18 protein-coding genes are annotated in these 17,283 nt (G+C 30.0%); 12 read left to right on the top strand and 6 right to left on the bottom strand.

The features are described from left to right. Nucleotides 1–4: 4 nt before the first annotated feature. The 11 genes from ACYPV9_RS00680 to atpG all read left to right on the top strand — a co-directional run bounded on the left by ACYPV9_RS00680 (nt 5) and on the right by atpG (nt 9,217). A complete protein-coding gene (locus tag ACYPV9_RS00680) occupies nt 5–700 on the top strand; it encodes an ABC transporter ATP-binding protein (protein ID WP_299064318.1) in 696 nt (231 codons plus the stop codon). Nucleotides 701–841: 141 nt separating this feature from the next. Then, nucleotides 842–3,070, top strand: coding sequence for a type IX secretion system periplasmic lipoprotein PorW/SprE (porW, locus tag ACYPV9_RS00675; RefSeq protein ID WP_459741260.1), 2,229 nt, complete (start codon nt 842–844; stop codon nt 3,068–3,070). After that, complete coding sequence (locus ACYPV9_RS00670) at nt 3,070–3,498, top strand: bactofilin family protein (RefSeq protein ID WP_299064314.1); 429 nt, start codon at nt 3,070–3,072, stop codon at nt 3,496–3,498. The genes porW and ACYPV9_RS00670 overlap by 1 nt, the downstream gene beginning before the upstream one ends. After that, on the top strand, nt 3,464–3,682 hold the full coding sequence (locus ACYPV9_RS00665) for an AtpZ/AtpI family protein (protein ID WP_299064312.1): 219 nt from the start codon (nt 3,464–3,466) through the stop codon (nt 3,680–3,682). Before ACYPV9_RS00670 ends, ACYPV9_RS00665 begins: the two co-directional genes overlap by 35 nt. Beyond that, nucleotides 3,675–4,064, top strand: coding sequence for a DUF6168 family protein (locus ACYPV9_RS00660; RefSeq protein WP_299064310.1), 390 nt, complete (start codon nt 3,675–3,677; stop codon nt 4,062–4,064). Before ACYPV9_RS00665 ends, ACYPV9_RS00660 begins: the two co-directional genes overlap by 8 nt. 79 nt (nt 4,065–4,143) lie before the next feature. Further along, nucleotides 4,144–5,277, top strand: coding sequence for a F0F1 ATP synthase subunit A (gene atpB, locus ACYPV9_RS00655; protein ID WP_459741259.1), 1,134 nt, complete (start codon nt 4,144–4,146; stop codon nt 5,275–5,277). 74 nt (nt 5,278–5,351) lie between these two features. After that, on the top strand, nt 5,352–5,543 hold the full coding sequence (gene atpE, locus ACYPV9_RS00650) for an ATP synthase F0 subunit C (protein ID WP_013620961.1): 192 nt from the start codon (nt 5,352–5,354) through the stop codon (nt 5,541–5,543). Nucleotides 5,544–5,637: 94 nt separating this feature from the next. Next, the gene (locus tag ACYPV9_RS00645) at nt 5,638–6,138 is read left to right on the top strand and encodes a F0F1 ATP synthase subunit B (RefSeq protein WP_459741258.1); all 501 of its coding nucleotides are present in this window, start codon (nt 5,638–5,640) and stop codon (nt 6,136–6,138) included. A gap of 6 nt (nt 6,139–6,144) precedes the next feature. Next, a complete protein-coding gene (atpH, locus tag ACYPV9_RS00640) occupies nt 6,145–6,702 on the top strand; it encodes an ATP synthase F1 subunit delta (protein ID WP_077810728.1) in 558 nt (185 codons plus the stop codon). A gap of 21 nt (nt 6,703–6,723) precedes the next feature. Continuing rightward, nucleotides 6,724–8,301, top strand: coding sequence for a F0F1 ATP synthase subunit alpha (gene atpA, locus ACYPV9_RS00635; protein WP_299064298.1), 1,578 nt, complete (start codon nt 6,724–6,726; stop codon nt 8,299–8,301). A gap of 49 nt (nt 8,302–8,350) precedes the next feature. Further along, nucleotides 8,351–9,217 (top strand): ATP synthase F1 subunit gamma, encoded by an 867-nt coding sequence (gene atpG, locus ACYPV9_RS00630; protein WP_299064296.1) that lies wholly within the window; start codon nt 8,351–8,353, stop codon nt 9,215–9,217. 60 nt (nt 9,218–9,277) lie between these two features. Here the strand turns inward: atpG and ACYPV9_RS00625 are convergent, their stop codons facing one another. The 5 genes from ACYPV9_RS00625 to amaB all read right to left on the bottom strand — a co-directional run bounded on the left by ACYPV9_RS00625 (nt 9,278) and on the right by amaB (nt 15,758). Next, nucleotides 9,278–10,492 carry a hypothetical protein gene (locus ACYPV9_RS00625; protein WP_459741257.1) on the bottom strand — a complete coding sequence of 405 codons (1,215 nt, stop codon included), beginning with the start codon at nt 10,490–10,492 and terminating at the stop codon, nt 9,278–9,280. Nucleotides 10,493–10,595: 103 nt separating this feature from the next. Continuing rightward, nucleotides 10,596–11,435: a LytR/AlgR family response regulator transcription factor gene (locus ACYPV9_RS00620; RefSeq protein WP_459741256.1), complete on the bottom strand. Its 840-nt coding sequence runs from the start codon at nt 11,433–11,435 to the stop codon at nt 10,596–10,598. Between the two features lie 109 nt (nt 11,436–11,544). Next, on the bottom strand, nt 11,545–12,735 hold the full coding sequence (locus ACYPV9_RS00615) for a DUF1501 domain-containing protein (RefSeq protein WP_459741255.1): 1,191 nt from the start codon (nt 12,733–12,735) through the stop codon (nt 11,545–11,547). An 11-nt stretch (nt 12,736–12,746) separates the two neighbouring features. After that, entirely contained in the window at nt 12,747–14,114 is a 1,368-nt protein-coding gene (locus tag ACYPV9_RS00610) for a DUF1800 domain-containing protein (protein WP_459741254.1), read from the bottom strand. A 102-nt stretch (nt 14,115–14,216) separates the two neighbouring features. Continuing rightward, on the bottom strand, nt 14,217–15,758 hold the full coding sequence (gene amaB, locus ACYPV9_RS00605) for an L-piperidine-6-carboxylate dehydrogenase (RefSeq protein WP_459741253.1): 1,542 nt from the start codon (nt 15,756–15,758) through the stop codon (nt 14,217–14,219). A 115-nt stretch (nt 15,759–15,873) separates the two neighbouring features. On the opposite strand from amaB, the gene ACYPV9_RS00600 reads away from it, so the two are divergent. Beyond that, nucleotides 15,874–16,926: an isoaspartyl peptidase/L-asparaginase family protein gene (locus ACYPV9_RS00600; RefSeq protein ID WP_459741252.1), complete on the top strand. Its 1,053-nt coding sequence runs from the start codon at nt 15,874–15,876 to the stop codon at nt 16,924–16,926. Here the strand turns inward: ACYPV9_RS00600 and ACYPV9_RS00595 are convergent. After that, entirely contained in the window at nt 16,914–17,258 is a 345-nt protein-coding gene (locus ACYPV9_RS00595) for a hypothetical protein (RefSeq protein WP_299064281.1), read from the bottom strand. The two genes, ACYPV9_RS00600 and ACYPV9_RS00595, sit on opposite strands and share 13 nt — an antisense overlap. Nucleotides 17,259–17,283 lie beyond the last annotated feature (25 nt).

Below are 17,283 nucleotides of genomic sequence, written 5' to 3'. Positions count from 1 at the left end.
TACAATGATTACAATAGATACAGTTTCAAAAAAATACGGAAAAGCAGAGGTTTTAAACGTAGAAAAAATAGACATACCAACAGGACAAAGTTTTGGTTTGGTTGGTAACAATGGAGCAGGAAAAACTACTTTATTTAATATTTTACTAGATTTAATTAGACCTACAACAGGTTCTGTAAAAAACAATAATATAGTTGTTAGCCAAAGTGAAGAATGGAAAAATTTTACAGGTTCTTTTATTGATGAGTCTTTCTTAATATCTTATTTAACACCAGAAGAATACTTCGATTTTATTGGTGATTTAAGAGGTATGAATAAAGAAGATGTTGCTAAATTTATAGCGCAATTCGAAGATTTTTTTAATGGGGAAATTGTTGGGAAAAAGAAATATTTAAGAGATTTAAGTAAAGGAAATCAGAAAAAAGCCGGTATTGTTGCTGCAATGATGGGAAACCCCAAAGTGGTTATTTTAGATGAACCGTTTGCAAACTTAGATCCTACAACACAAATTAGATTAAAGCAAATAATTAAAAAATTAACAGAAGATAGAGATGTTACTGTTTTAGTTTCTAGTCACGATTTAACACACGTTACAGAAGTTTGTGAGCGTATTGTTGTTCTAGATAAAGGAACCGTGGTAAACGATATAAAAACATCCGAAGAAACCTTAAAAGAATTAGAAAGTTATTTTGCTTTGTAATAAATTAAAAACAAAACAAATAGCTACAATAGCATAAATGTTTCTTACATTTTAGTCTATTCTTAATTTATTACTATTTTTACACTCTTATGTATACTATTTTCACTAGAAATTAGTTTTAGATAAGAGTTTTTTAATTTTATGAAACAACTAAAAAAAATACTTCTATTTACTGTTCTTTTAGGAACGATCTACGCATGTAGCACAAAAAAAGATACTGTTTTAAGTAGAAATTACCACGCATTAACGTCTCATTTTAATATTTTATTTAATGGTGAAGAAGCGTTTAAAAAAGGAATAGAAGGTATTAACCAAGGTTATAAAGATGATTGGTTTAAACAACTGCCAATAGAACCTATTGTTTTTGATGATCGTAAAATTGTAGCGCCAACTTTTAAAAATAATTCTCCGGGATCTGGTTTTGGTAACAAAAAAGAAAAAACAGCAACTACACAACCTGCTGGTCCTTTTGAAAAAGCAGAAGAAAAAGCTGTAAAAGCAATACAAAAACATGGCATGAATATTAACGGTTTAGAAAGAAACCGAAAAATTGACGATGCCTATTTATTACTTGGTAAAGCTCGTTATTATTCGCAACGATTTGTGCCTGCTGTTGAAGCATTTAATTATGTAATTGCAAATTATCCAAACGCAAATTTAATTGCAGAAACTAAAATTTGGCGTGCAAAAGCAAACATTAGAATGGATAATGAAGAATTTGCGATAGAAACCATGAAACTTTTATTAGTAGTAACAGATACTTTAGAAGCAGATTTACCAAACGACATAAAAGAGCAAGCAAATACAGCTTTGGCAATGGCTTATGTAAAATCTGATAGTTTACAAAAAGCAAAAAAACATTTAATTTTAGCTACAAGAACCCAAGAAAATAAGGCTCAGGCAGCAAGAAATATGTTTGTTTTGGGACAAATGTATGCGAATGAAAACAAAAAAGATTCTGCAGCAGCTGTATTTAATAAGCTTACAAACTTTAAAAAAGCACCTTATAAATATAAAATTCATGCAAATATAGAATTGGCAAAAAATGTTGCTAACGATTCTATTTCCTCGAGTGTTTTAGCGAGGCTAGAGAAATTAATAGAAGACAGAGATAATAGACCGTATTTAGATCAACTGTATTATCAAGTAGCAGCCCTTTACGAAAGAAATGATAGTGTTGCTTTGGCAATAGATTATTACAACAGATCTTTAAGAGCCAAAAACGGTGGCGACAAACAGAAAAGTTTTACTTACGAGAATTTAGGAAATTTATACTTTAAAAATTCTGAGTATCAATTTGCAAGTAGTTATTATGATAGTGTTTTAAATGTTTCTACAGATTCTTTAGCGCTTAGAGTAAGAAGAGTAAAAAGAAAGTATAAAAACTTAGCGTCTTTAATTAATTTTGAAAATGTAGTTGCTAAAAACGATAGTATAATTAGAATTGCATCCTTACCCAAAAACGAGCAAGAATCTTATTTTAAAAATTATATAGAAAATTTAAAAAAGCAAGACGAAGAAGCAGCTCAATTAAGATTAAATCAAATTGCATTTGGGTCAAATACGGGTTCTTTACAAACCAATAGTAAAGGCAAATGGTATTTTTACAACAACCAAGTAGTAGGTTTTGGTAAAACAGAGTTTCAGAAAATTTGGGGAAATAGAAAGTTAGAAGACAACTGGCGTTGGTCTGCAAATGCAAGTATCAATGCTAGCAATACCGATTCTGTAAATGTTTCTAAAATAAATACTAGGTACGATTTAGCTAGTTATTTAGAAACAATTCCTACAGAAAAACAAAAGATAGATACATTAAAGATTGATAGAAATCAGGCTTTATATGAATTGGGTTTAATTTATAAAGAACAATTTAAAAACGAAGATTTAGCAATAAGAAGATTAGAAAGAGTGTTAAGTTTAAATCCGAAAGCTGAGTTAGTGTTGCCAATTAATTGGCATTTATATCAAATTTATAAAAACAACGGTAATTTAGAAAGATCGAATACACATAAAAATGTTATTCTATCAGAATATCCAAATACAGTTTTTGCTCAAATTATAAAAAATCCAGAAAATAAATTAGAAAAAAAAGAAGTTGTAAACGAGGTAGAAAAAACTTACAAAAAACTATATTATCTTTACAAAAAAGGAGAGTTTAAAAATGTTCTTGTAAATGTAAACGAAGTTTTACCTACAATTAACAATTCTAAATTAAAACCAAAATTCGAGCTTTTAAAAGCATATGCAATTGGTAAGTACCTAGATAAAGAAACTTATAAAAGAGCACTAGAATTTGTTGCTATTAATTACGGAAGTACAGAAGAAGGAAAAAAAGCGAAAGAAATTTTAAAACAATTAAACAAAGAGTAATGTTTAGCAACAAAGAACCTAAAAAAGAAAAGAAAAAAGCAAACCCAAGAACTATGGAAAGAAATGTAATTGCAAAAAACTCTACATTTAAAGGAGATATTGTTTCTGAAGGAGATTTTAGAATAGACGGTATATTAGAAGGTACTTTAATAACTAAAGGAAGAGTAATTATTGGTTCTGAAGGTGTAATAAAAGGTACAGTAGAATCTACAAATGCAGATATCGAAGGCAAGTTTTCTGGTGATTTATCTGTAGCAAATACGTTAACAATAAAAAGTACAGCAAATATTTCTGGAGACGTTTCTATAGGAAAATTATCTATAGAACCAGGTGCCTCTTTTAATGCAACTTGCGCAATGAAGGGTGCATTAAAAGAACTTAATAAAAGTGGTAATGAAACAAAAAAACGCACAGAAAAAACCGCTTAATAAAGCAATACAGTTATCTGGTGCAGGATTGCAAATGGGGTTAACAATATATTTAGGCTTTCTTTTAGGAGAATGGTTAGATAAAAAGTTAGATACATCATTTTTAAGAACAACAATTACTTTAGTTGCTATTTTTCTGGCAACTTATGCTCTTATTAAACAAGCAAATAAAATAAATGATTAAAAAAATAGTAATTGTACTTGTAATTTTTCTTGGTATACATTTTTTAGGATTGTTTTTACACCAAAACATTATAGATAGTTTTAATGAAACACTCTCTTTTAACTTACAAAAACTATATGTTTTTCATAGCGGTTTTTCCATACTAATTTGTGTAAATTTATTATTACTTCAAAGTGTTAATAAAAAACCAGAAGACTTAGGTTATATATATTTAGGAGCTTTATTTTTAAAATTACTGTTTTTTTGCGTAGCCTTTTATTCATCAATTATAGAAAGAGATTCTTTGTCTGTTATAGCAAAATTGTCATTCTTATTACCCACTTTCGTTTTTTTATCAACAGAAGGAATTATTGTATCAAAAATTAGAAATAAAAAACTATAAATTTAAATTTGAAAAAAAAGGTTTGTACTTTTGAATTATTGCGTACCTTTGCGCCGAATTTAGAAAGCGTATTTTTACAATGAAGATTGCACAAAAAATAATTAAGTTTTTTACAATAGCAGTAATAGCGGTTATTACAAGTACAACTTTTGCCTCAGAAACAGGTAAGAAAAGCCATTCGGAAAACGATGGTGGTCAGGTAAATACACAAGAAGAAGTTACTGATTATATTAAACATCACTTAAAAGATTCTCACGACTTTACTTTTTTCTCTTATTCTACAGATCAAGGAGAAAGAAAACATTTTAGCTTTCCTTTACCTGTAATTTTATGGTCTAGCGAAGGTTTAGTTGCTTTTATGTCTTCAGAATTTCATCATAATGATGATGGGCATGTAATTGTAGAAAAAAACGGATTAAAATTCACAAAAATTCATAGTAAGATTTATGAATTAGAAAAAGGAGCAACAGCTGTTTCTTTTGATGAAACACACCACGCAACAAACGCTCACAAAACATTAGATTTTTCGATCACAAAAAGTGTAGTAGGTATTTTATTTGCTTCTCTGTTAATGTTTTTAGGTTTTTCTGCATTAGCAAAACAATACAAATCTAGAAAAGTGCCAAAAGGATTTGGTAGAGTTTTAGAGCCTTTGGTAATTTATGTTAGAGACGAAATAGCAAGACCAAATATTGGAGAGAAAAAGTATAAAAAGTTTATGGGCTTTTTATTAACGGTATTTTTCTTTATTTGGATTTTGAACTTGTTAGGTTTAACTCCGTTAGGTTTTAACGTAACAGGTCAAATTGCAGTTACAGTTGCTTTAGCTTTATTTACAATGGTAATTTACATTACAAACGGTAGTAAAGATTTTTGGGCACACACATTATGGATGCCAGGTGTACCAGTAATTTTAAGACCAATATTAGCAGTAATAGAATTGGCAGGTTTTATTTTAATTAAACCTTTCTCTTTATTAGTGCGTTTATTTGCAAACATTACAGCAGGTCACTTTGTGGTAATGAGTTTAATTGCTTTAATGGTAACAATGAAAGAAGCTTTTGGGCCTGTAGCGTCTACAGGTATGTCTTTAGTGTTGGCATTATTTATTATGGTTATTGAAATTTTAGTAGCCTTTTTACAAGCATTTATTTTTACGATGTTATCATCGTTATTTATTGGGATGGCTGTTGAAGAACACGATCATCATTAAAAATCTTGATGCATAATCAAGTACAAAAGAAGAATTAGAATTTGTTTAATTAATATATTTAAAAATCAATTAGTATGTACAATTTAATTGGAGCAGGATTAATCGTAATCGGTGGTGGAATTGGATTAGGTCAAATCGGTGGAAAAGCAATGGAAGGTATTGCTCGTCAACCTGAAGCAGCTGGTAAAATTCAAACTGCAATGATCATCATTGGAGCCTTATTAGAAGGTTTAGCATTTGGTGCATTAATCTTAGGGAAAGCATAATTTCCTAAAAAAGAAACAAAAACACTCTTCTGTAACGGTTGGTTGCAGAAAGTGTTTTTAAATTAAACAAAAAACAATATAATTAGTTTATAGCATGGAAACTTTATTAAACGATTTTTCACCAGGGTTGTTCGTTATGCAACTTATCATCTTAATAATTTTATTATTTTTGATGAAAAAATTTGCTTGGAAACCAATTTTAAACTCTTTAGAAGATAGAGAGAATGGTATCGAAGATGCTTTACAAGCTGCAGAAAATGCACGTAGAGAAATGCAAAATTTACAAGCAGATAACGAAAAGCTTGTAAAAGAAGCAAGAGCAGAAAGAGATGCAATGATGAAAGAGGCTAGAGAAATAAAAGACAAAATTATTTCTGATGCTAAAGAAGATGCAAAAGAAGTTACAGCAAATTTAATAGAAAAGGCAAACGCTTCTATTCAGCAAGAAAAGCAAGCAGCTTTAGCAGAAATTAAAAAGAATGTTGCAGAATTATCTATTGGTATAGCAGAATCTGTAATTAAAAAAGAATTATCTAACAAAAAAGACCAACTAGATTTAGTAGAAGGTATTTTAAAAGAAGTTACTTTAAACTAAGTATAAATGAAAGACGCAAGAGCAGCATTACGTTACGCTAAAGCAATCTTAAATCTAGCATTAGACAACAAGTCTGAAGCTGCGGTTAATGACGACATGTCGTTAGTAGCTGCTACCATTGCAGAGAACAAAGATTTAGAGGTAATGTTAAACAGCCCTATTGTTAAAGCATCAGACAAAATGAATGTTCTAACGGCATTGTTTCAGGGTAAAGTAAACAATATTACACTAGGTTTATTTCATTTGTTAAAAGATAACAAAAGAATTGCAATGTTGCGCCCAGTTGCACAAAAATATGCAATTGTTTTTGATCACTTAAAGCGTACGCAGGTTGCCAAGGTAACTACAGCAGTACCTTTAACAGAAGAAGTAGAAAAGCAAGTTTTAGATAAAATTGTAGCGTTAACAGGTAACAAAGCAAATCTAGAAAATGTTATAAATCCAGATATTTTAGGAGGATTTATTCTACGCGTTGGAGATGTGCAGTATGATGCAAGTATCTCTAATTATTTAAACGAATTAAGAAAGGAATTTGACAACAGTCATTTCATTCCAAAAATTTAATTATACATCAAATCATAAAAGATGGCAAGTATTAAACCAGCTGAAGTATCAGCAATTTTAAAAGAACAGTTAACAAATTTTGAAGCTAAAGCTACTTTAAACGAAGTAGGAACTGTTTTACAAGTAGGTGATGGTATCGCACGTGTTTACGGTCTATCTAATGTTCAATATGGTGAATTAGTAGAGTTCGAAGGAGGTCTAGAAGGCATTGTATTAAACTTAGAAGAAGATAACGCGGGTGTTGTATTATTAGGTACTGCTACATCAGTAAAAGAAGGTTCTACTGTTAAACGTACAGAAAGAATTGCTTCATTAAATGCAGGTGAAGGAGTTGTAGGACGTGTTTTAGATACTTTAGGAAATCCAATTGATGGTAAAGGACCAATTGAAGGTACTACTTATCAGATGCCTTTAGAGCGTAGAGCTCCTGGTGTAATCTATAGAGAACCAGTAACAGAACCGTTACAAACAGGTATTAAATCTATTGATGCAATGATTCCTGTTGGTAGAGGTCAACGTGAGTTAATTATTGGAGACCGTCAAACTGGTAAATCTACAGTTGCGTTAGATACTATTTTAAATCAGAAAGAATTTTACGATGCTGGTGAGCCAGTTTATTGTATTTATGTTGCTATCGGTCAAAAAGCTTCTACAGTTGCTGCAATTGCAAATATGTTAGAAGAAAAAGGAGCTTTAGCTTATACTACAATTGTAGCAGCAAATGCATCAGATCCTGCAGCAATGCAAGTTTATGCACCATTTGCCGGAGCTGCAATTGGAGAGTATTTTAGAGATTCTGGAAGACCAGCTTTAATTATTTATGATGATTTATCTAAACAAGCTGTTGCTTACCGTGAGATTTCTTTATTATTAAGAAGACCTCCAGGACGTGAAGCTTATCCTGGTGATGTATTTTACTTACACTCTAGATTATTAGAACGTGCTGCAAAAGTTATTAATGATGATAAAATTGCAAGTGAAATGAACGATTTACCAGATTCTTTAAAAGGAATCGTAAAAGGTGGAGGTTCTTTAACTGCATTACCAATTATCGAAACACAAGCGGGTGACGTTTCTGCATATATTCCAACAAACGTAATTTCGATTACTGATGGACAGATTTTCTTAGATGGAGATTTATTTAACTCTGGTGTTCGTCCAGCAATTAACGTAGGTATTTCTGTATCTCGTGTTGGTGGTAATGCCCAGATTAAAGCCATGAAAAAAGTATCTGGTACATTAAAATTAGATCAAGCTCAGTTTAGAGAATTAGAAGCTTTTGCTAAGTTTGGTTCAGATTTAGATGCTGCAACAATGAGTGTAATTTCTAAAGGACAACGTAATGTTGAAATTTTAAAGCAAGCTCAAAACGATCCTTTTTCTGTAGAAGATCAAATTGCAATTATTTATGCTGGTTCTAAGAACTTACTAAAAGATGTTCCTGTAGAAAAAGTAAAGAAATTCGAAAAAGATTATATCGATTATTTAAACGCAAAGCATAGAGATACTTTAGATGTTTTAAAGTCTGGTAAATTAACAGGCGAAGCTACTGATGTTTTAGAGGCAGCAGCTAAAGAGATTTCTAAGCAATTTTCATAACATATAGTTATTATTCCCGTTTTCGCGGGAATAATAAAATACTCATAGTATGGCTAACTTAAAAGAAATACGTAATAGAATTACTTCTATTAAATCTACAATGCAGATTACATCTGCCATGAAAATGGTATCTGCTGCAAAGTTGAAAAAAGCACAAGATGCCATTACGGCTATGCGCCCATATTCTTCTAAACTTACAGAATTGTTGCAAAATTTAAGTGCAACATTAGAAAGTGATGCAAGCGGAGAATACTCTAAGCAGAGAGATGTTTCTAAAGTTTTATTGGTTGTTATTACTTCTAATAGAGGTTTATGTGGTGGTTTTAACTCTTCTATTACAAAAGAAGTAGTAAAAACTATAAACGAAAAATATAGCAATACTTCTGTAGATTTATTTACAATAGGTAAAAAAGGAAATGATGTTTTATCTAAAGGATATAACGTTACAGCTAATAGAAGTGATATCTATGATGATTTAACTTTTAGTAATGTAGCTTCTCTTGCAGAAAACTTAATGCAGTTATTTGTTAACGGTACGTATGATAAAATTGAAATTGTTTACAATCAATTTAAGAATGCCGCTACACAAATTACACAGGTAGAGCAATTTTTACCAATTAAACCTATTGAAGGTGGAGATGCAAGTGCAGTAAACTCTGATTACATTTTTGAGCCTTCTAAAGAAGAAATTATAGAGGCTTTGATACCAAAATCTTTAAAAACGCAATTGTATAAAGCATTAAGAGATAGTTTTGCATCTGAACACGGAGCAAGAATGACTGCAATGCATAAAGCAACAGACAATGCTAAAGATTTAAGAGACGAATTGTTATTAACTTATAACAAAGCACGTCAGGCAGCAATTACAAATGAAATTCTTGAAATTGTTGGTGGAGCAGAAGCTTTAAACAACTAATTTTAGTTTTATAAAATATTAAAAGAGCTTATCATTTATGATAAGCTCTTTTTTATTTATCTAATTTTCGTCAGGCTTAATCCAATCTGCATTTCTAACAAACAAAATATATTGTGCATAGTCTGTAGTAGAAGTGCCATCTATAATATCGTAAGCATCCCAAATAGTTATTAGTTTTTTTACTTTAGTACCTCTAGATGAGTTTAGATAAGGAGAATCTTTCGCATCTAATTTAAGTAAGCTAATCGAGTTTGGTTTTGTAACTTTTTTATAATCGGCTATACCCTCAATATACATAAATAACCTATTATCTTGAGAATACTTAAATTTAGTAAATGCTTTGCCTTTATCTTGCATAAACTTTGGTAATGCTTTACTATCAACCGTTAATCTAGAATCTACATACAGCGTATTTAAGCTAACCATTTTATTTGAATAAGGCAAATGCATGTCTTTTTTAATTCGACCAGCAAAAGTGTAGGTATAAGCTTGTAATGTATGTGAAAACCCTAATCCGCTATAAAGTTTTTTATTTTCCCAGTTCTTTTGGGTGTAGAATCTTTTAAAGTTTAGATACATGAACTTGTCTCTACTTCTAGTAATCTTATAATCGTTTAAATTGTAAGCTATATTTTTTAGTAAATTGATAGTATTTATACTCAAATTAATTTTTTCTTTTTCTATAATAATATCTAGTTTATTCCTAGACCATGAAATTAAATACTCATTTTTACTATCAATATCATTATGATATTTTACAGGTAGTTTTTCCTTTAATAGTTTTCTAATCAAATCGAAATCTGCAATTCTATCAATTCCAACGAGATTAAACTTTTTGTCTTGAGGAAGTTGCGCATAATAGGCTCTCATTTTTACCCATTTATTTCTATGTTGTTCTGATAATCTACCTATGTAAACTGGCCATTTTTTTAATATTTCTTTCAATATAATTTCATTTGATCCTTTTATATATTCTTGAAGATAATAACCTTGAGCAATATCCATTTCGGCTAAATAAGTATCAATATGTATTTTCTGGTTAAGTTGTGTAAACATTGCAAAATCTATTCTTGGCGATGTTTCAACTTCATGAACTTCGCCTACTAAAAATAGTTTGTTATTATAGAAGCTATCATCAAGTGAATTAAATTGAAGAGAATCTGTCATTTTAACAACTTCTGTATGATCTTCTAAATAGTTAACATATTTACTAGAAGAACAACTTGTTAGAAGTAATAATAAACTTACTGTGATAAAAAAATTAAGAGTTTTCATTTGTTAGTTTTTTAAGTTCACAGCAAATAGAACACATTAGAACAAATGAAAAAAAAGAGTGTGATTAACCTGAGGTTTTTGGGTTAAAATTGAAATACACGGGCTATTTTTGAAGCTCTTGGGACGAATTTGAAAGTCTTTTATTAAGCGCCTTATAGTAAACCTGGGAAATGGGAATAGTTTCTTCGGTTGTTGTAATTCTTATAAAACGTTTTCTAGCATTGCCTTCTACAGTTTTAAGATAATCTAAATTTACCAAGTAAGATCGATGCACTTGCCAAGCTTTAGGTAGTTGTTTTATAATATTAGATAGCGTGCTTCTTAAGGTTTTTTGTTGCATGCCTTTATCTGTATTAAAATAAATATCTACATAATTCTGTTGGGCTTTTGCAAAAATAAAATCCGATTCAAAAATGGTTAAGGTTTCAGATTTATTGGTTCCATTAATAGTAATTTTTTTAACCTTTTTAGTGCTCGATTTATCATAATCAGGAACTTCTATCTGACCGTATTTAGACCGTAAATAAAGCCACAAAGGCACTACAATAGGTGTAAAAGGTACTCCAAAAGATTTTATAAAGCCCCAAATTAATTCATAGGTAAAAGAAGTTAAACCGCTAATTACAAAGAAGTGATAAAAGAAAGAAAAAATAAAGATTACAAATAATATGCTAATAATATAAATGCACTCGTTTACTATAAACCATCGTTTTGTTTGAATTTTGTAAACGTAATTTTCTATAGGATGAAATATTAAAATCGGTATTATTATACAAACGGAATAACCGGAAAGAATTAAATATTTATATGAAAAACTATTACTATTATCAAAAGGCTCTAAGGTAATTAACAAAACCGGAATTACTGTACCTAACAATAAAGCAATCAAAAAAGTAGGTTTCCAATTTTGGGTATACGCTATCGTCTTATTAAGTGAGATCATTGTTCTTTACAATAATATTTATGCCTTAAAAATATATTTTAGAATACCTTGTTAATTATACAATTACAAGACAAACGAATTTAGCAGAATATTTTTAGAATATCAAGTTTTATATAAATTCTAATTTAGAAAACGATTTGTTTAAAATAGCAGTATCATCAACATTTAACCATTTGTCTAAAATAGTAGCGTAAATTTCTCTAAAATCTATTTCGTATTTTAAATTTCCGTTTTTATCTAAGTTCGCTAAATTTGGCAAACTATTATACAAACCTTGTTTTTTAAGGTTTTTACCCATAAGAAAAACATTATTTGCTGTTCCGTGATCTGTTCCTTTAGATTCGTTTTGTTTTACACGTCTACCAAATTCTGAAAAAGTAAGAATAAGCACATCATCAAAAGTGTTATTTTTTTGTAAATCATTTATAAAAACTTCCATAGTTTCTGCATACAAATTCAATAATCTTGCTTGTGTATTTGTTTGGTTAGCATGTGTGTCAAAACCACTTAAACCTGCGTAATAAACTTGCGTTTCTAATCCGGAATTAATAAACTGAGAAATATTTTTTAATTGTTTACCAAATAAATTTTTTGGATATTCTGCAGAAGAGTTTTTTGTTTTTGTTTTTTCGTAAATATGTTTTGCAGACGATTTTGCATCAATCATGGTGTTATACAAATACCCTAAATTATGTTCACTTAGATGCGCATCATTATAATTAGAAACAACGTTATTAAAAAACGGTGCTTTCATAGAATTGTAAAACATTTTAGAATCTGTAATTGCTAATCCGTTTTGTGTTTTTCCTTTCATCATTAAAGACAAACTTTCATCAACTTCAATAGCAGCGTATGGGTTTCCTTTAATAAAATCTAAATAACGCCCAACCCAACCGTTTTGTAAAAACTCATTACTATCACTAGCAGTTTGCCAAATATCTGTAGCTCTAAAATGAGATAAGTTAGGGTTAGGATATCCAACATTATTTATAATACTTAGAAAACCTTTGTCATACAATTTTTGTAAAGGTTGTAAGCTTTTATGAAGCCCGACTTCATCAGAAATTTTAAATAAATCTGCTTGTTTTAAGGCGATATTATTTCTTTGTTGATAATAAATATCGTTGTTAAAAGGTACAACTGTGTTTAAACCATCATTACCTCCTTTTAACTGAATAATAACTACTTTTTTATTGCTAAATATCGAGTTGGTGTTGTGCTCAAAAGCCTTTAAAAATTGAGGCACAAAAAACATTCCAGAAGCAAAAGTTGATTGTTTTAAAAAATCTCTACGTTTCATGTGTTCTTATTTTAACAAAGTTGATATTCTGGCAAACTCATTAATTGTACAACAAAATCATGTTTAGACAGTTTTTCATTTCTCTCTAACATTTCTGCGGTTCCTTTATTTACTTTTGATGTAATTATTAGATGTACCAAATCTTTATTCGATTTATTTTTAAAATTTTCTTCAAAAGAACTCCAATCTGCACTTACTTTTATAAAAGCTTTTTTTCTTAATTTTCTTTTCTTAAAATTAGTAATCATTGTTTCTTCATCTCCTTTTTCTGAATAAGCAATTTCTGCATTATTTAACAAAATAGAAGGCAAACGTAAGCGCGTTACAATGGTGTTGCTGTCAATCCAATTTCGTCCAGTTTTCCAACCTGCAACATTAGGCGGACTCAATAATATTTGTCCCAACAATTTTTGAACCAACAGTATTTGGTTCTTTTTTTCAATTTTATAAGGTACAATGGTATTTATACCAACTAAGAGTTCTATAGGCGATTTTATTTTAGTACCAATATTTTCTTCCTCATAAAACCACTTAGAAAGTAATACAAAACGCATTAAATTTTCGATATTATAATCTTTGTAAAATACATCAACCATCTCATCAATATGCTTTGTTTTGATGTTTTCATTAACAAAATATCGGTAAATTTTTTCTGAAATAAATCTAGCACATTGTTTTTGTTCTAAAATAATATCTATAATATCATCACCATTAAAATTACCTTTTTTACCAAAAAATATTTTTTCTTTATTATCATGGTGTTTTTCTCTAAAGATAAACTCTCCTTTAAGCTTATGATTATAACCCGTAAAAGAGCGTGCAGATTCTTTAATATCTTGTTCGGTATAATTATCTTGACCAAGCGTAAAAAGTTCCATTAATTCACGTGCAAAGTTTTCATTCGGACTTTTTTTCTTGTTTTGTTTATTGTTTAAGTAACCAAGCATTGCAGCTTCTTTAGAAACCAGTTTTATAAAATCTCTAAAATTACCTAAGGCGTTTTCACGAAGTACATTGTTATAACTCTCTGAAAACAAGATGTTTTTACTTTCGCAAACAAAATGATTTGCCCAAAATAAGGTCATTTTTTCACGTAAAATTTCTGTAGGATTATTTAATCTTGTAAACCAAGCAGTAGAAAATTCTTTTACTTTTTTTCTACTTATTTTTTGAAGTTTTTTTCGCTCTTTTTTAAAATCTTGATAGCTTTTACCATTTAAAAAAGAAGTATCACCTTGTAAAATAGTTGCGTTTTCTGAAGCTTTAAAAAGTTCGTTAATAACATTTTTTTTACTTTTTTTTGATAAACGAGCCAATTCTTTTGGTGAAATACCAAAACCAATTCTGTTATATAAATGTTGGATATGTGCTGATTTCATGAACTTTAGACTAAAACAATTAAAGATAGTTTAATTTTCAGAATTGAAAAAACCCAAATCATATTGATTTGGGTTTGTTAAATACAATGATTTGAATTTCTTTTACAAGTCAAATTTAATACCTTGGGCTAAAGGTAATTCATCAGAATAATTAATAGTATTTGTTTGTCTACGCATATACACTTTCCAAGCATCAGAGCCAGATTCTCTACCGCCACCAGTTTCTTTTTCACCACCAAAAGCACCACCAATTTCTGCACCAGAAGTACCAATATTTACATTTGCGATTCCGCAATCTGAACCTGCATAAGATAAAAATTTCTCTGCTTCTTTCATTTCGTTGGTCATAATTGCAGATGATAAACCTTGAGCAACACCATTTTGTTTTACAATAGCATTTTCAATTTCACCTGTATATTTCATTAGATATAAAATTGGTGCAAAAGTTTCGTGTTGTACAATTTCAAAATGATTTTCTGCTTCTATAATTGCTGGTTTTACGTAGCAACCAGATTCGTAACCTTCACCTTCTAAAACACCACCTTCAACTAATACATTTCCACCTTCAGCTTTTGCTTTTTCGATAGCAGCTAAATATGTATTTACAGAATCTTTATCGATTAATGGGCCAATATGATTTTTTTCATCTAAAGGATTTCCAATAGTTAATTGTTTATAAGCACCAACAATTGCATCTCTTACTTTATCATAAACAGATTCGTGAATAATTAATCTTCTTGTTGATGTACAACGCTGTCCGCAAGTACCAACAGCACCAAAAACAGCTCCAGGAACAACAACTTTTAAATCTGCAGTTGGTGTAATAATAATGGCATTGTTACCACCTAATTCTAATAAAGATTTCCCAAAGCGCTCTGCAACTTTTGCACCAACAATTCTTCCCATTCTTGTAGAACCTGTTGCAGAAACTAACGGAATTCTAGTATCAGCAGTCATCATTTCACCTACTTTATAATCTCCATTTATAATACAAGAAATTCCTTCTGGTAAATTATTTTCTTTTAAAATGTCTGCAATTATATTTTGACAAGCAATAGAGCAAAGAGGTGCTTTTTCAGAAGCTTTCCAAACACAAACATCACCACAAATCCAAGCTAAAGCAGTGTTCCAAGCCCAAACAGCAACCGGAAAGTTAAATGCAGAAATAATACCAACAACACCAATTGGGTGCCATTGTTCTCTCATTACATGTCCTGGTCTTTCCGACGGAATCGTTTGTCCGTTTAATTGTCTAGATAAACCAACTGCAAAATCGCAGATATCGATCATTTCTTGTACCTCACCATAACCTTCTTGTAAAGATTTACCCATTTCATAGGAAACTAATTTTCCTAAAGGTTCCTTTAATTCTCTTAATTTGTTACCAAATTGGCGTACAATTTCTCCCCTTTGTGGTGCTGGCATATTCCTCCATGATAAAAACGCTTTGGTTGCAGTTTCCATCACTTTTTCGTAATCTTCTTTGGTAGTAGTTTTAACTTTACCAATTAACTTACCATCTACTGGCGAGTAAGATTCGATAACTTCTCCGTTAGAAAAATTATTTGAACCTGTAGAAGTACCATTATTTATATCTTTTAAACCTAATTCTTGTAAGGCGTTTTTTATTCCAAAATCCGTCATTTTTTTATTACGTTTTAGTTGTTTAATTTAGAAGTTCGAAATTACGAATTATTTTAGACATATATAAATTAAACAAAAATTACAAATATTGTTTAATTTTAAACAAATTATAAAAATGAAAAACTTCTTTATTGCCATTGTAACCTTTGTTATTTTATTAAGTTGCACATCAGAATCAACAAAAAATGAAACCTTAAACACAAAAAAAGTAAATGATTTTGCAATTATAATTCATGGTGGTGCTGGTACTATTTTAAAGAAAAATATGTCTGATGAAAAAGAAGCAGCCTACAAAGCAAAATTAGAAGAAGCAATTAAAGTAGGTCATACAATTCTTAAAAACGGAGGTACAAGTCAAGAAGCAGTTGTTAAAACGATACAAGTAATGGAAGAATCGCCATTATTTAATGCAGGTAAAGGTGCTGTTTTTACGCATGAAGAAACCAACGAATTAGATGCCTCTTTTATGGATGGTAAAACATTAAATGCCGGTGCAGTTGCCGGGGTTACTAATGTAAAAAGTCCGATTGAATTAGCAGTTAAAATTATGACAGACTCTGATCATGTAATGCTTTCTGGTAAAGGAGCATCAATATTTGCTAAAGAAAAAGGCTTAGAAATTGTAGATCCAAGTTATTTTTATACTGATAGAAGGTTTGAATCTTTAAAGAGAATCAAAAATAAAAATAAGACAGAATTAGATCATGATGATAAAAAGGCTGCTTTTTATGATGCTGATATTAAAAATGCAAAATTTGGTACAGTTGGTTGCGTTGCTCTTGATAAGAACGGAAATATTGCAGCAGGTACTTCTACTGGCGGAATGACAAACAAACGTTGGGGAAGAATTGGTGATGCACCAATAATTGGTTCTGGTACATATGCAAATAACTTAACTTGTGGTGTTTCTTCTACAGGTTGGGGAGAATATTTTATTAGAAGTCAAGTTGCATATGATATCTCTGCTCAAATGGAATATAAAAATAAAACCTTAAAAGAAGCGACTAAAGACGTTATTCAAAATAAACTAACAAAACTTGGCGGTACTGGCGGAGTTGTTGCTCTAGATAAAAAAGGAAATATGTCTTTTGAATTTAATACCGCAGGTATGTATAGAGCCTCTATGGACGAAAAAGGAAATTTAGTAGTAAAAATCTACAAAGAATAAGCCAACCACTTTTTAGGAATTGGTTTTAAATCTAATTCTGCTTGTTCTGATTTTATCTTTTTTTTCAAACCAATTCTAGAAATTTTAGGAATAGATAAATTTATATTATTGCGCTTATTAATAAGTTCTAAAACCTCGCTTATAGAATTGTCTGTGCATAAAACTAAACTATTCATCATTGCGTTAGATTCTTCTTTTAAATCGTAAAAATCTACAAAATAAGCAGGTTTATTATCTTGATACACTAACCATTGGTGATACTTTCTTTTTGTTAATTCTACAACTTCTTTTACACCTGTAATAGTTCTATATGTATTTTTAGATAAATGCATTTATATTAAATTTAGGAGATAAAAA

Source organism: Polaribacter sp. OB-PA-B3, from assembly GCF_054589375.1.
The sequence above is the reverse complement of the archived record's forward strand: the minus strand, read 5'-3'. Positions and strand labels throughout refer to the sequence as shown.

Coding starts and splice junctions, on each gene's coding strand:
- porW (WP_459741260.1), top strand. CDS start 842: ATGAAACAACTAAAAAAAATACTTCTATTTACTGTTCTTTTAGGAACG.
- atpE (WP_013620961.1), top strand. CDS start 5,352: ATGTACAATTTAATTGGAGCAGGATTAATCGTAATCGGTGGTGGAATT.
- ACYPV9_RS00680 (WP_299064318.1), top strand. CDS start 5: ATGATTACAATAGATACAGTTTCAAAAAAATACGGAAAAGCAGAGGTT.
- ACYPV9_RS00610 (WP_459741254.1), bottom strand. CDS start 14,114: ATGAAATCAGCACATATCCAACATTTATATAACAGAATTGGTTTTGGT.
- ACYPV9_RS00645 (WP_459741258.1), top strand. CDS start 5,638: ATGGAAACTTTATTAAACGATTTTTCACCAGGGTTGTTCGTTATGCAA.
- ACYPV9_RS00625 (WP_459741257.1), bottom strand. CDS start 10,492: ATGAAAACTCTTAATTTTTTTATCACAGTAAGTTTATTATTACTTCTA.
- ACYPV9_RS00620 (WP_459741256.1), bottom strand. CDS start 11,435: ATGATCTCACTTAATAAGACGATAGCGTATACCCAAAATTGGAAACCT.
- atpB (WP_459741259.1), top strand. CDS start 4,144: ATGAAGATTGCACAAAAAATAATTAAGTTTTTTACAATAGCAGTAATA.
- amaB (WP_459741253.1), bottom strand. CDS start 15,758: ATGACGGATTTTGGAATAAAAAACGCCTTACAAGAATTAGGTTTAAAA.
- atpG (WP_299064296.1), top strand. CDS start 8,351: ATGGCTAACTTAAAAGAAATACGTAATAGAATTACTTCTATTAAATCT.
- atpH (WP_077810728.1), top strand. CDS start 6,145: ATGAAAGACGCAAGAGCAGCATTACGTTACGCTAAAGCAATCTTAAAT.
- ACYPV9_RS00600 (WP_459741252.1), top strand. CDS start 15,874: ATGAAAAACTTCTTTATTGCCATTGTAACCTTTGTTATTTTATTAAGT.
- ACYPV9_RS00595 (WP_299064281.1), bottom strand. CDS start 17,258: ATGCATTTATCTAAAAATACATATAGAACTATTACAGGTGTAAAAGAA.
- ACYPV9_RS00660 (WP_299064310.1), top strand. CDS start 3,675: ATGATTAAAAAAATAGTAATTGTACTTGTAATTTTTCTTGGTATACAT.
- ACYPV9_RS00615 (WP_459741255.1), bottom strand. CDS start 12,735: ATGAAACGTAGAGATTTTTTAAAACAATCAACTTTTGCTTCTGGAATG.
- atpA (WP_299064298.1), top strand. CDS start 6,724: ATGGCAAGTATTAAACCAGCTGAAGTATCAGCAATTTTAAAAGAACAG.
- ACYPV9_RS00665 (WP_299064312.1), top strand. CDS start 3,464: ATGAAACAAAAAAACGCACAGAAAAAACCGCTTAATAAAGCAATACAG.
- ACYPV9_RS00670 (WP_299064314.1), top strand. CDS start 3,070: ATGTTTAGCAACAAAGAACCTAAAAAAGAAAAGAAAAAAGCAAACCCA.